This is a genomic window from Janthinobacterium sp. JF4, from assembly GCF_059617925.1.
Map to the genome: position 1 here is coordinate 180,453 of NZ_JCAQAV010000003.1, position 13,669 is coordinate 194,121.

At 61.6% G+C, this 13,669-nt stretch carries 12 protein-coding genes; 8 read left to right on the forward strand and 4 right to left on the reverse strand.

Annotated elements, in window-relative coordinates; genetic code table 11:
- Positions 1 to 64 precede the first annotated feature (64 nt).
- On the reverse strand, positions 65 to 664 hold the full coding sequence (yjgA, locus tag AC54AF_RS04545; RefSeq protein WP_496635564.1) for a ribosome biogenesis factor YjgA: 600 nt from the start codon (positions 662 to 664) through the stop codon (positions 65 to 67).
- Between the two features lie 92 nt (positions 665 to 756).
- Here yjgA and pmbA point away from each other — a divergent pair, with 92 nt between their 5' ends.
- The 3 genes from pmbA (at position 757) to AC54AF_RS04560 (ending at position 6,100) form a co-directional block, all read left to right on the forward strand.
- Entirely contained in the window at positions 757 to 2,109 is a 1,353-nt protein-coding gene (gene pmbA / locus AC54AF_RS04550) for a metalloprotease PmbA (protein ID WP_496635565.1), read from the forward strand.
- A gap of 249 nt (positions 2,110 to 2,358) precedes the next feature.
- Positions 2,359 to 4,770, forward strand: a complete 2,412-nt coding sequence (locus AC54AF_RS04555) for a TonB-dependent receptor plug domain-containing protein (RefSeq protein WP_496635566.1) — start codon at positions 2,359 to 2,361, stop codon at positions 4,768 to 4,770.
- 10 nt (positions 4,771 to 4,780) lie between these two features.
- Positions 4,781 to 6,100: an aminotransferase class V-fold PLP-dependent enzyme gene (locus tag AC54AF_RS04560; protein WP_496635567.1), complete on the forward strand. Its 1,320-nt coding sequence runs from the start codon at positions 4,781 to 4,783 to the stop codon at positions 6,098 to 6,100.
- 23 nt (positions 6,101 to 6,123) lie between these two features.
- On the opposite strand, the gene AC54AF_RS04565 is transcribed toward AC54AF_RS04560, so the two are convergent.
- Together AC54AF_RS04565 and AC54AF_RS04570 are read right to left on the reverse strand one after the other, a co-directional pair.
- Positions 6,124 to 7,833, reverse strand: a complete 1,710-nt coding sequence (locus tag AC54AF_RS04565; protein ID WP_496635568.1) for a methyl-accepting chemotaxis protein — start codon at positions 7,831 to 7,833, stop codon at positions 6,124 to 6,126.
- A gap of 362 nt (positions 7,834 to 8,195) precedes the next feature.
- Positions 8,196 to 9,320, reverse strand: coding sequence for a M14 family metallopeptidase (locus AC54AF_RS04570; protein WP_034746346.1), 1,125 nt, complete (start codon positions 9,318 to 9,320; stop codon positions 8,196 to 8,198).
- Between the two features lie 141 nt (positions 9,321 to 9,461).
- Between AC54AF_RS04570 and AC54AF_RS04575 the strand changes: the two genes are divergently transcribed.
- The gene (locus AC54AF_RS04575) at positions 9,462 to 9,722 is read left to right on the forward strand and encodes a hypothetical protein (protein ID WP_456122519.1); all 261 of its coding nucleotides are present in this window, start codon (positions 9,462 to 9,464) and stop codon (positions 9,720 to 9,722) included.
- A gap of 111 nt (positions 9,723 to 9,833) precedes the next feature.
- Here the strand turns inward: AC54AF_RS04575 and paaX are convergent, their stop codons facing one another.
- Positions 9,834 to 10,763: a phenylacetic acid degradation operon negative regulatory protein PaaX gene (paaX, locus tag AC54AF_RS04580; protein ID WP_496635569.1), complete on the reverse strand. Its 930-nt coding sequence runs from the start codon at positions 10,761 to 10,763 to the stop codon at positions 9,834 to 9,836.
- A gap of 267 nt (positions 10,764 to 11,030) precedes the next feature.
- Here paaX and paaA point away from each other — a divergent pair, with 267 nt between their 5' ends.
- From paaA to paaD, 4 genes are read left to right on the forward strand one after another with little or no spacing between them, the layout of a single operon-like run.
- The gene (paaA, locus tag AC54AF_RS04585) at positions 11,031 to 12,020 is read left to right on the forward strand and encodes a 1,2-phenylacetyl-CoA epoxidase subunit PaaA (protein WP_131685603.1); all 990 of its coding nucleotides are present in this window, start codon (positions 11,031 to 11,033) and stop codon (positions 12,018 to 12,020) included.
- Between the two features lie 28 nt (positions 12,021 to 12,048).
- Positions 12,049 to 12,333 (forward strand): 1,2-phenylacetyl-CoA epoxidase subunit PaaB, encoded by a 285-nt coding sequence (gene paaB, locus AC54AF_RS04590; RefSeq protein ID WP_034746356.1) that lies wholly within the window; start codon positions 12,049 to 12,051, stop codon positions 12,331 to 12,333.
- Positions 12,333 to 13,115, forward strand: a complete 783-nt coding sequence (paaC, locus tag AC54AF_RS04595) for a 1,2-phenylacetyl-CoA epoxidase subunit PaaC (protein WP_496635570.1) — start codon at positions 12,333 to 12,335, stop codon at positions 13,113 to 13,115. The genes paaB and paaC overlap by 1 nt, the downstream gene beginning before the upstream one ends.
- On the forward strand, positions 13,115 to 13,654 hold the full coding sequence (paaD, locus tag AC54AF_RS04600) for a 1,2-phenylacetyl-CoA epoxidase subunit PaaD (protein WP_131685602.1): 540 nt from the start codon (positions 13,115 to 13,117) through the stop codon (positions 13,652 to 13,654). The genes paaC and paaD overlap by 1 nt, the downstream gene beginning before the upstream one ends.
- Positions 13,655 to 13,669 lie beyond the last annotated feature (15 nt).

A 13,669-nucleotide genomic window follows, 5' to 3' on the forward strand; every position in this document is an offset into this window, starting at 1 on the left:
TCTATGTCGTAAAAAAACCGGGTTGGTTCCCGGTTTTTGTCAACCCAAGCCCAAGAGCTGGGGTTTATTCGTCGTCTTCTTGCTCAACGTCATCTTCGTCGGCATCTTTCTTGCCGCTGTTTTTCTTCTTGGCGATCTCTTTCAAGATCTGGAAGATTTCACGGTAGGCCTTTGGCGGCTTGTTCTCGGCCTGCTCCTTGCGGGCATTGCGGATCAGGGTGCGCAAGTGCTGCACGTCCAGTTCCGGGTTTTCCGACAGCAAGACGGTCAGGGCCTTGTCGTCCGTCAAGAGTTTGTCGCGGCGGCGTTCCATCGCGTGCATATTGGCCGTGTCGGCTTTCGACAAGCCTTTCCAGCTATCGATGGTGCGTTGGATGGCGGCAACTTCTTCTTCATCCAGGGTGCGCATCTTCTTGCCCACGTATTGCAGCTGGCGGCGGCGGCCTTCGTGGTCCTTGATTTGCTGGCATTCGAGAATGGCGTCGCGCACGTCTTCCGGCATCGGGACGCGCTTGACGCGGTCGCGTGCCTCATTGACGAGTTCTTCGCCCAGCTTTTGCAGGACGGTCATCTGGCGCTTGAGTTCCGACTTCGAAGGACGTTCATATTCCTGTTCGAATTCGGTGGATTGGAAGCCGCAAGCTCCCCGGTTTGGATTTGGCATGATAAGGCGGGATTGGCCGCGTAGGCCGCACCTGTAAACTGTAAACGACTGCTATGATAACCTTTTTAGCGGCTTTCCGAAGAAAACAGCGCATGAACGACTCCGTATTTACCCATAGTCAAGAGCGATTGCAGCAACTGGCCCGTGATGTGTTGTCTTTTGCGCGGGAAGCGGGCGGCACCGACGCTGCCGTCGAAGTCAGCGAAGGCGGTGGCCTGTCCGTTTCTGTCCGAAAAGGCAAGATCGAAACGATCGAGCAAAACAAGGACAAGGGCATGGGCGTGACCGTGTTTGTCGGCAAGAAGCGCGGCAATGCCAGCACCTCCGATTTCTCGCCGTCCGCCCTGCGCGCCACGGTGGACGCCGCCTACAACATCGCCCGCTTCACGGCCGAGGACGATTGCGCCGGCCTGGCCGACGCCGACATGCTGGAAATGGCGCCCCGCGACTTGCAATTATTTTATCCATGGCGCATTTCCGCCGAGGAAGCCGTCGTGCTGGCCCAGCGGGCCGAAGCGGCCGCGTTCGCCGTCGATCCGCGCATCACGAACAGCGAGGGGGCCAGCGTGCACGTGCAGCAATCGCACTTTGTGTCCGCCAATTCGCGCGGCTTCATCGGCGGCTACCCGTTTTCGCGCCACACCCTGTCCGTGGCGCCCATCGCCGGCAAGGGGGCGAAGATGCAGCGCGACGACTGGTATTCGTCCGTGCGCGACGCCGCCAAAATGTCGAGTCCGGAAGCCATCGGCCGCTACGCCGCCGAGCGCGCCCTGTCGCGCCTGAACGCGCGCAAGCTGGGCACGCGCACCTGTCCCGTGCTGTTCGAAGCGCCGCTGGCGGCCGGTTTGCTGGGGACCTATGTGCAAGCGACCTCGGGCGGCGCCCTGTACCGCAAGTCCACTTTCCTGAACGATTCACTGGGCACGCAAGTGTTGCCCTCGCACGTGCAGATCTTTGAAGACCCGCACGTGATCGGCGGCGTCGGTTCCGCGCCGTTCGACGAAGAGGGCGTCAAGACTGTCAGCCGCGACGTCGTCAAGGATGGCGTGGTGCAAGGCTATTTCCTGTCGACATACACGGCCCGCAAGCTGGGCATGCAGACGACGGGCAACGCGGGCGGCTCGCACAATCTGTACCTGACCTCGAACCTGACGGCTGCCAGCGACGATTTTAGTGCCATGCTGAAAAAGCTGGGCACGGGCTTGCTGGTGACGGAACTGATGGGACAAGGCACCAACTACGTGACGGGCGACTATTCGCGCGGCGCGGCTGGTTTCTGGGTGGAAAACGGTGTGATCCAGTACCCGGTGGAAGAAATCACCATCGCCGGCAACATGCAGGACATGCTGCGCAACATCGTGGCCGTGGGCGCCGACGTGCTGCGCCGCGGTACCAAAGAGACGGGTTCCATCCTCATCGAGAGCATGGTGGTGGCGGGCGGCTGAGCGGATCATTCCTCTTTGTCACAAGGCGCCGCTGGTGCCTTTTTTCTTGCCCCTATGGTTTTCCGTGCAGTGATCGTTGCGTCATACGGCGGAAATATTCGCTTCGTATGATGTGGCCACCTGACGTTATTTGCGCAATTTAGATGCTTTTAATGTAAGTAGGCCGAACTTCGTGATATTTCATGCAAGATGCGAGTCTTGCAGTATGCGCGTAGTTGTTTGATCGATCACTGCATAGAGACTATCCCCATGACCTGTTCCCGTACCCGCATCGCCCGCGCGGCGGCCCTGATGTGTGCCATGACTGTCCTGTTCGCCAATCAGGCGCAAGCCCATGGCAATGCGTCCGCTGACCCAGCCTCCGCCAGCGGCTCCCTTGACGCCCCGCAAGCCGTGATCGTCACCGGCACGCGCGGCAGCAACCGCACGCAGTTCGACACCATGGCGCCCGTGGATGTGTTCAACCGTGAAGATATCGGCGCCGTCGAATCGTCGGATTTGAATGATGTCCTGGCGCAACTCGTGCCCTCGTACGTGGTGCAGCGTTTGCCGATGGCCGATGGGCAAGTCTTTGTGCGTCCCGCCACCCTGCGCGGGCTGTCGCCGGACCAGACCCTGGTGCTGGTCAACGGCAAGCGCTTTCACCGCAGCGCCTTGCTGGGCGCGCGCGGCGCGCAGGCACCCGACCTGGCGCAGATTCCCGTGTCCGCCATCAAGCGCATCGAAGTGCTGCGCGACGGCGCCTCGGCCCAGTACGGCTCCGACGCGATCGCCGGCGTGATCAACATCATCCTCGACGATACGCTGGGTACGGAGCTTTCCTTGCATCACTCGCAATATTCGGAAGGCGATGGCAAGGGCAACGAGCTTAACCTGAAGACGGGCTTTGCCTTTGGCGAGACGGGCAAGGTGACGATGTTCGGCGCGCTGACCCAGTCCGACCCCACCTCGCGCACGCGCCAGCGGGCCGACGCCATCGCTTTTCAAAATGCCCATCCGGAACTGAAGGTGCCCAATCCCGTGCAGCGCTGGGGCCAGCCTGAGCTCGATAGCAAGCGCATCGGCTTCAATGCCAGCATGGCCCTGTCCGACACGGCGGAACTGTATGGTTTCGGCCTGTTCAGCCGCAGCGACGGCACCTCGGATTTTAATTGGCGCAATCCCGACACCAGCACGGGCGCGTATAAAACCAGCAACCTGTTCCCCGGCTGGGATTTGCGCAGCATCTACCCGCTCGGTTTCAGCCCCAGCTATTCGAACGACCAGGATGATGTGCAGCTGGTGGCCGGCGTGCGTGGTCACTTCAGCGACAGCTTCGGCTGGGATGTGAGCGCTTCCTACGGCCGCAACCGCATCGACTATCACTTGGCCAATTCCATCAACGCGTCGATGGGGCCGGCCAGTCCGACGTCGTTCTACCTGGGGCAGTTGTCGCAGGCGGAAAAGATTCTCAACGCCAACTTCAACTATGAGTTACCCGTGGCGTCCTTGCCGCAACCGGTGAATATTGCGTTTGGCGCCGAAGCGCGCAATGAAACGTATGGCGTGAAGGCGGGCGATGCGGCGTCCTGGACGGTGGGTCCGGGCGCGGCCATCGGCCTGGACGCGAACGCCAACGGCGCGCCGGGTTTCAGCGACCGCCAGGCGGGCAGCTGGGGCCAGGACAGCTATGCGGCCTACCTGGACGTGGAAGTGCCCGTCAGCAAGGCCCTGAGCCTGGGCGGCGCGGCCCGCTACGAGCATTTCTCGGAATTTGGCAGCACCGTCAACGGCAAGTTGTCGGCCCGTTACGCCCTGAGCGCGGACATGGCCCTGCGCGGCTCCTATTCGACGGGTTTCCGCGCGCCAACGCCCGGTCAGTCGAATACCAACAGCACGAACCAAGGCCTCGACACCAAGACCCTGCTGCTGTTTACCAGCGGCCGCCTGGCCAACAACGACCCGCTGGCCATCCTGCTCGGTGCGCAGGCGCTGAAACCGGAAAAATCGAAAAACCTGTCGCTGGGCTTTACCTGGAAGACACCAGCCGGCTTTTCCGGTTCCATCGACGTGTATGACATCAAGGTCAGCGACCGCTTCAGCACGTCCGCCGCGTTTGCCGTGCCAGCTGGCGTGGCCAATCCCTTGCGCTACACCTCGGTCAGCTATTTCACGAACGATTTCGACACCACCACGCGTGGCATCGATATCGTGGGCAGCCACCTGAGCCGTATCGGCGATGGCAAGCTGAACCTGACCCTGGCCTACAACTACAACACCACCAAGGTCGATGGCGGCAAGTCCAGCCTGGTGACCAATCCGGCCCAGCGCCAGGTGTTCGAAGAGCGCCTGCCGCGCCAGAAAGCCACCATCAGCGGCAACTATGACCTGGGCAACTGGAATACCCTGGCCCGCGTGCGTTACTACGGCGCATGGACGGACAATTCCGGCAATGCGACGGGCGATATCTTCCAGCGCTTTGGCGCCATGCAATTTCTCGACCTGGCGGCCAGCTACAAGATCAGCGACAAGCAGTCCGTGCGCGTGGGGATCGACAACGTGCTGGACAAGTATCCCGATGAAGCAAGCTTCCAGGCCAGCCGCGGTCTGATCTATTCGCGCAATGCGCCGTACGACACGGACGGCCGAAACCTGTACGTCGAGTACAAAGTGAAATTTTAAGGAAATGATGATGAATCCACAACGCCGCGCCTTGCTGCGCGCGGGTTCGCTGGCGGCGGCGCTGCCCTTGACGGCGGGTCCAGGATCGGCGGCATCCGCCACCCTGCCGGCGCTGTTACCCGCAGTGCCTGCCGGCAGCACGCCGCAAGCCCTGGCCAGCAACCAGGCATACTGGCAGGCCGTGGCCGCGCAATATGACACCACCGATGCCGTCGTGCAACTGGACAACGCCTTCTGGGGTTCGATGGCCAGGCCCGTGCTGACGCATTACCAGCAGCAATTGGCCATGGTCAACCGCGACAACGCCTGGTATGCGCGCATGCGCTTTCCCGCCGACTTCGAAGCGGCGCGCGCGGCGGCGGCCAAGGCGCTGGGCGTGGGTATCGATGAAATCGTGTTGACGCGGGGCGCCACGGAAGCGCTGCAAGTCTTGATCGCCGGCTACAACCGCTTGCAGCCGGGCGATGCGGTGCTGTACGCGGATATCGATTACGACAATATGATCACCGTCACGCGCTGGCTGCAGCAGCGGCGCGGCGCCCAGGTGGTGTCGATTGCCATGCCGGAACCGTTTACGCATGACGATGTGGTTGCTGCCTATGTTGCCGCCATGGAACGTCATCCGAAGCTGAAATTGATGCTGCTCACGCATGTGAATCACCGCAACGGCATGGTCTTGCCAGTGGCCGAAATCAGCCGCCTGGCGCGTGCACGGGGCATCGATGTCATCGTCGACACGGCGCACGGTTTCGGTCAGCTGGACATGACGATACCCGACCTGCAGGCGGACTTTGCCGGCATCAACCTGCACAAATGGATAGGCGCGCCCGTCGGCGTGGGCGCTGCCTACGTCAAGCGGGGCAGGCTGGCCGATATCGACCCCTACATGGGGGAACCGCGGGGGGGGAAGGCGGGCGACGATATCCGCACCCGCGTGCACACGGGCACGGTGAATTTCGCCGCCTACCTGAGCCTGCCAACGGCGCTGGATTTGCACGCGCAGATCGGCGTGGCCAACAAGCAGGCGCGGCTGCGACTGTTGCGCAACCGCTGGGTGGAAGCGGCGCGTGGCATCGATGGCATCGAGGTGCTGGCATCCAGCGACCCGCGCCTGACGAGCGCCATCGCCTCGTTCCGCTTAAAGGGCAAGACCAGCGTGGCGGACAATTTTGCCTTGTCGAAAAAGCTGGTGCAGCAACACGGCATCTTTGCCGTGCCGCGCGACGGCCTGGCCAGCGGTGCGTGCGTGCGCGTCACGCCGGGCATTTTTACGCCCGAGTCGCACCTGGACCGGCTGGTCGATGCCCTGCGCCAGGTGGCCAAGGGCTGAGTTTGCTGCGGCCGGGGATGGTGTCAGTACTCTTCCCAATCGGTATCGGCGACCACGGCCAGTGCCCCCGCTTTGCCGGCGTTCCTGGCGGGTGCGGCAGTGGCCGTGACGCGTGGTGTGGCGGCAAGCTTCGCTGGCGCGCGTGCCGGGGTGCGGATGGTTTGAACCTGCACCGGCGGCAGCGCTTGCGTGCCGTCGAGCTTGAACACGCTGACGGCTTCGGCCAGGATGCCCGCTTGGTCCTGCAGCGCTTCGGATGCGGCCGCCGCTTCTTCCACGAGGGCCGCATTTTGCTGTGTCACGGCATCCATTTCCGTGATGGCCTGGTTGATCTGTTCGATCCCCGCTTCCTGCTCGTTGCTGGCGGACGTGATCTCGGCCATGATGTCCGTGACGCGCCGCACGCTGTTGACGATCTCTTCCATGGTGCTGCCCGCCTGGTTCACCAGGGTGCTGCCGAGATTGACCTGGTGCACGGAATCGTCGATGAGGATCTTGATTTCCTTGGCGGCGGAGGCGGAACGGTGCGCCAGGTTGCGCACTTCCGTGGCGACCACGGCAAAGCCCCGTCCCTGTTCGCCGGCCCTGGCCGCTTCCACGGCCGCATTCAGGGCCAGGATATTGGTCTGGAAGGCAATGCCGTCGATGACCCCGATGATGTCGACGATTTTCTTCGACGAGGCATTGATGGAATCCATGGTCGTGATCACTTCCGCCACCACTTGCCCGCCCTTGCTGGCCACGCTGGCGGCCGATTGTGCCATCTGGTTGGCCTGGCGCGCGTTTTCGCCATTCTGCTTGACGGTCGACGTCAGTTCTTCCATCGAGGACGCCGTTTCTTCCAGCGAGCTGGCTTGCTGTTCCGTGCGCGAAGACAGATCCATATTGCCGGAGGCGATTTCACGCGAACCATGGGCGATGGCATCCGTGCCATGGCGCACGCGGGCCACGATGCCTTGCAGATTGTCATTCATTTCTTTCAGGGCGCGCAGCAGCAGCCCCGTTTCATCGTTGCCGCGCGCATCGATGCTGACCGACAGGTCGCCAGCCGCCACCCGCTGCGCCACCTTGACGGCTTCGCCGATGGGCCGGCTGATGGAGCGGCTGATCAGGATGGCCAGCGCGACGGCAATGAGTGTCGCGGCGATCGACAGCGACAGGGTCAGGATGATGGCCATGCGTCCATCGGCGGCGGCTTGCTTGCCCTCTGTTTCCATCAGCGATTCCTGGAAGCTGGCCATGGCCGCCAGTGCCGTCAGGAATTTTTCTTGCGGATAACGCAGCTGCGTCAGCAGGAAGATGCCCGCCGTTTCTGATTTTCCTTCTTGCAACAGCTTGATATTCGCATCGCGCGTCTTGCCATACGTGTCGCGGCTGTTCATCACGGCCTGGAACAGCTCCTGCCCCTTGGGCGTGTTGACCAGGGTTTTCAGGCGCGCCAGCAGCTCCACGTTCTTCTTGACCGATGCCTGCACCTTGGCCACAGAACTGCTGACTTCGTCGGCATCGTTGGCCCCGATGATGGCGATGCTCAGGAGGCGGGCCTGGACATTGACCTCGGACTGTATCGTATTGGACAGCATGACCTTGACATAGCGGTCGTTGAGAATTTTTTCCGTCGAGGCATTGATGCTGTGGATGCGGCTCATGGAAACAAATGCCACCATGGCAAGCAGGACAATGATCAGGCCGAAACTCAAGGCCAGGCGCGTACTGATTTTAAGCGTAGACATAGGGCATTCATCCTCGGCGAAAAGCGGAAAGCGTGCGCTCGGCATCGTCCTGCGGACTAGCGGCGTCCGTGCTTGACGATGCTGATGCGGTCAGTTTGCGTTACATAAAGCTAGCTCGGCAGGGATCGGGCCGTGGATGCGTCTTTCCGGTGGCCGGGAAGTCATGGCGACCCACCCGGCGGTATGTTCGTGCGGCGCCGCGCAGGCGCGGCCCGATTCTGTTGTTCAGTGTAAGACGACAATTTCTGGTAGGCAAGATGTTCGGAAAAAAAACTGCTCGGGCAGCAACGCTTGCCGTGCGGTCAAAAAAATGCCCCGGCGAGCGGGGCATGGGATCAAGCGGGCCGCTTCGGCCCTGGCGCTCAGGCGCGCAAGGTGGACAGGATAGGCTGCAGCACGGCTGCACCCAGGGCGGCGCTGCGGGCGCCGCTCCAGCCCGTTTGCGGATCAGGATCGTTGGCGTTGTCCTTGAACGGCAATTCCAGGGTCAGCGACAGGCAGCCGAAGGCGTGGGTGATGTGGGGCGAACCCATGGTCAGCACTTCCGGCGTGAACGGGCCGTCTTCGTAGCCGTGCTCATCCTGGAAGTCGGGGCTGGCCACCTTGAAGTCGGCGATGAAGCGGTCTTGCTCGGCTTTTTGTGCTGGCGTGAAATTTTCCAGCGCATCGCTGCCAGCCACGAAGACGTACGGCAAGCCTTCGTCGCCATGCACGTCGAGGAACAGGTCGCAGCCGATTTCATGCATCTTCTGTTTCACCAGGAACACTTCCGGGCTGCGCTCCATGGTCGGCGTCATCCATTCGCGGTTCAGGTTGGCGCCGGCCGCGTTGGTGCGCAGGTTGCCGTGCACGGAACCGTCCGGGTTCATGTTCGGCACCACGTAGAAGACGGCGTCTTGCAGGCACTGGCGGGCAAACGGATTGGCCTGGTCCAGCAAGGCTTCGAGCATGCCTTCGACAAACCATTCGGCCATCGTTTCACCGGGATGCTGGCGCGCGATGACCCAGACTTTTTTCTCGGCATCGGCGTCGCCGACCACCAGCAGGTTCATGTCGCGGCCTTCCACTGTGCTGCCCAGGTCGATCAGGCGCACCAGCGGCGACGCTTGCGCGCTGTCGATCAGGGCCAGGTGGCGGTCCCATGGGTACGGTTCGAAGTAGGCGTAGTACACGCTTTCTTCTTCCGGCGTGTGTTCGATGGTCATCACCGTGCCGTCAAAGCTGGTAGGCACGCGGAACCAGGTTTCGCGGTCATAGCTGGCCACGGCCTGGTAATCTTTCCAGCCGTCCGGGTAGGCCGACTTGCCGGCGTTCATGAAGCGGATCGTGCACGCCTCGCCTTGCGCGCCTTGCAGGCGGAAGTAAAACCACTGCGTGATGTCGGCGTGGGAATCCTTGCGGATGTTCAGCTCGATGGATTGGGCATCGTCGGCGCGCAGCACCTCGATCGCGCCGGCGTCGAATTGCTGGCTGATTTTAATGGTCATGTGTGTTCCTGATAAAAACGTATGGGTTTTGCATCGTGTGCAATGGCGCGATGATACCTGTTTTGCGGTGGACTTTGTGCTGGCGCAAACGACGATGGACCTGCTTTGCTAACGTGGAAGCTCCGACACGGGGAGATCATCATGGACGACAACGGCAAACACATACGCGAACTGGAAAAGAAAGTCAGCGCCCTCAGCGACGCTCTGGCGCACCTGGGCAAGGGCACGACCTTGCAGGAATTGCTGCGCATCATACGTTTCCCCGGCTATACGACACCGGCCGAATTCACCTTCAACGTCGCCATCCTCGACACCATGCTGGTGCAGGCCAATGCGCTGGAAAAGCTGGGTCAGGATTTGCTGGCAGGGGCGAAGCAGGTCGTCGCCATGAACAAGCAGTGAACGCAGCAGTGAGCAAATCCTGAGCGCCTGAAAAATGGCCAGGGCAAGGCGCAGGGCCGCAGGCAGTACGAACGTACGCCCAGGCCCTGCAACGCCGCCATGGACGTTTTGTCAGGTGTTCAGTCCGCCAAAACGTTCAAAAAACCATGGCTCCACGTCCGGCGCCTGTTCATCCTCGCGCCGCAGGGTGGCCAGGATATGTTCTTCGGCGGCCGCATACGTGAGGCGGTACAGGTCGCGCGCCAGGGCATAGGCTTGCGTGCCGGGCCACGGTTCGGGCAGCAGTTCGACGGGTAGTTGCGGGTCGTGCAATTGCACGCGGCGGTAGGCGTGCGTCAGCAGCGAGCGGATGACGAAGGCCTGCTCCGCATCGAACACGGGCGCTTCTTGCAGCAAGGTCAGCAGTGGCTGGAAGCTGGCGATGAATTTTTCGTAGCCGGTCATCACTTCCGACAAGTCCCAGCAGTCGCCCACCATGTCGCGCAGAGGGCGCGTGCTGACGTCCGGCAACTCCGTGGTGTGGCAGACATACAGCTTGCCCTGCACCTCGTTGCGCACGAGGATATCTTCCAGCGCCTCCGCATTGCTGGCCGGGTGGCCAAAGATGCCGGGAGAAATCAAGCCATAGCCGGCCCACAATAATTCCTTGCGTAGCGCCCCCCGCTCCGCGGCGCCGATGCTGCCGGCCGGCCCGATCACCAGGGTCCAGCTGCCATCCCAATGCACGACCAGCGGCGCATAGATGCGGCGATAGGCGCGCTCGAAGCGGACCAGCGCCTCCGGCCGTATCGTATAGGCGCTGCGGCGGCCGTCGCGCTGCGAGCTGAGCCAGCCTTCCTGCGCCAGGCGGAACACGCTGGTGCGCAATAGCCGGTCATTGACGCCGAATGGCGCCAGCAGTTCGATCAGGCTGCCCAGCCAGATGGCGCCGCCGCGCGGCACGATGGCGTCGCCAAAGATGGTCATCACCAGGGACTTCGAGCGCGGTGGGTCGCTTTCCAGGAAATCGGCTATCCATGCCGTGCAGCGGGTGTTCTTCATGTGGTTCCGGTCTGGCCGTGTTGCGGTCGGTTCAATAAAAGCAGCAGTTTACTTGGCTGCGCGGGTAGCGCGGCAATAATTTGCCGGAAGCGCTGGTAGCACTTCGCAATGTTTTCTCATCAGCAATATCATACGCACAAAAAAGCCGCACAAGATACGAATTTTTAAAATGATTCATATCAAGTGTATGCAAATCGTTTTTTGTATCGTATTATCTGTTCATCGCACCGCGTTGCTGCGCAAAATCAAAGACATGGGAGACAGATCATGTACGCACAAATGGTTGAAACCGGCCTCAAGAACGTCCGTTCCATCGACGACATGGGTCAAGAAGAGCGCGCTTTCCAGGCGCGCATCGACGAAGGCATCAAGATCGAGGCCAAGGACTGGATGCCGGACGCCTACCGCAAGACCCTGATCCGCCAGATTTCGCAGCACGCGCACTCGGAAATCGTCGGCCAATTGCCCGAAGGTAACTGGGTCACACGCGCGCCGACCCTGAAACGCAAGTCCATCCTGCTGGCGAAGATCCAGGATGAAGCCGGACACGGCCTGTACCTGTATAGCGCCGCAGAAACACTGGGCGTGTCGCGCGACGACTTGCTGGCCGCCTTGCACTCGGGCAAAGCCAAGTATTCCAGCATCTTTAACTATCCCACCCTGTCGTGGGCCGACATGGGCGCCATCGGCTGGCTGGTCGACGGCTCCGCCATCATCAACCAGATTCCCCTGTGCCGCTGCTCCTACGGTCCGTATGCGCGCGCCATGATCCGCGTCTGCAAGGAGGAATCGTTCCATGCGCGCCAGGGCTACGACATCATGATGTCGCTGTGCAAGGGTACGCCCGAGCAGAAAGCCATGGCGCAAGATGCCTTGAACCGCTGGTGGTGGCCATCGCTGATGATGTTCGGCCCGTCCGACGCCGCTTCCGTCAACAGTGCCCAGTCGGCGCAATGGCGCATCAAGCTGTTCTCGAACGACGAATTGCGCCAGCGCATGGTCGACCAGACCGTGCCGCAAATCGAATACCTGGGCTTGACCGTGCCCGATCCTGACCTGAAGTTCAATGCGGAAACGGGCCATTATGAATTCGGCGAGATCGACTGGGCCGAATTCAACAATGTCCTGAAGGGCAATGGCCCGTGCAACCGCGAACGCCTGCAAACGCGCGTTCAAGCGTATGAAGGCGGCGAATGGTTCCGCGATGCCTTGGTCGCGTATGCAGACAAGCAAGCTGCTAACAAAGCGGCAGCGTAAATACATAAGACAGATAGGGGATAACAACATGAGCAAAGAATGGCCTTTGTGGGAAGTTTTCATCCGCAGCCAGCACGGTCTGGCGCACAAGCATGTGGGCAGCCTGCACGCTTCCGACGCCACCATGGCGGTCAACCATGCGCGCGACGTCTACACGCGCCGCAATGAAGGCGTGAGCATCTGGGTCGTGCGCGCGGCCGATATCGTCGCCAGCAGCCCGGGCGACAAGGGCGCCCTGTTCGAACCGTCGAACAGCAAGGTGTACCGCCATCCCACCTTCTTCCCGATGCCGGAAGAAGTCAAGAACCTGTGATGGGAGCGCCTGCAATGGATGACAAGGTCACTCAACAAAAGGTCGACTACCTGCTGCGCCTGGGCGACAACGCCCTGATCCTCAGCCAGCAGCTGTCGCAGCTGTGCGGCAAGGGCCCGGCGCTGGAAGAAGACATGGCGCTGACCAACGTGGCGCTGGACTTGCTGGGCCAGACGCGCTTGTGGTTCAGCTATGCGGCCGAACTGGAAAACGCGGGCCGCGACGAGGACGACATCGCCTTCCTGCGCGACGCCCACGACTTCAAGAACTGCCTGCTGGTGGAACAGCCGAACGGCAATTACGCCGACACCATGATGCGCCAGTTCCTCTTCGACAGCTGGCACTACTTCCAGTTGCTGGAGCTGACAAAATCGACGGATGCGCGCATCGTCGAAGTGGCACAGAAGTCGATCAAGGAAGTGACCTATCACTTGCGCCGCAGTGGTGACCTGATCGTGCGCCTCGGCGACGGCACGGCGGACAGCCACGCCAAGACGCAGGCTGCCGCCGACAAGCTGTGGATGTACACGGGCGAGATGTTCACGTACGACGCCGTCGACCAGGCCATGGTCGCCGCCGGCATCGCTCCCCCATCGGACGTGTTGCGCCGGGCCTTCCTCGAACACGTGGCCGAGATCTTCGCCGAAGCGACGCTTGTCATGCCGGCGCCCGACGCCTGGATGCAAAAGGGCGGCAAGCAGGGCACGCACACGGAGCATCTGGGTTTTATTCTGGCCGAGATGCAGTTCCTGCAGCGCGCCTATCCCGGGGCGGAGTGGTAATGAACACGCCTACGGCAGCGCTGAACGCGGCCCAGGTATGGGCCTGGCTGGACGACGTGCCGGACCCGGAAATCCCCGTCATTTCGGTGGTGGACCTGGGCATCGTGCGGGCCGTCGAAGTCACGGATGGCGATGCGTGCATCGTGACGATCACGCCCACGTATTCGGGCTGCCCGGCCATGCAGGTGATCGCCGACACCGTCACGGATGCCTTGCGCAGCCATGGCGTGGCCAAGGTGACGCTGGTAAACCAGCTGGCGCCCGCGTGGACCACGGACTGGATGAGCGAAGCGGGCAAGGCCAAGCTGAAAGGCTATGGCATCGCTCCGCCGCAGCAGCAGGTGATCGACATCAGTGGTTTGAAAGGTGGCGCAGGAATGGGAGTCAAGCGCCAGCCCATGCCGAAGCTGGACGTGATCTGCCCGAACTGCGGTTCCACGCATACGCAGCTGACCAGCCAGTTCGGCTCCACGCCGTGCAAGGCCCTCTACAAATGCCTGGCTTGCCGCGAACCGTTTGATTACTTCAAGTGCCACTAAAAACATCAGGCACGC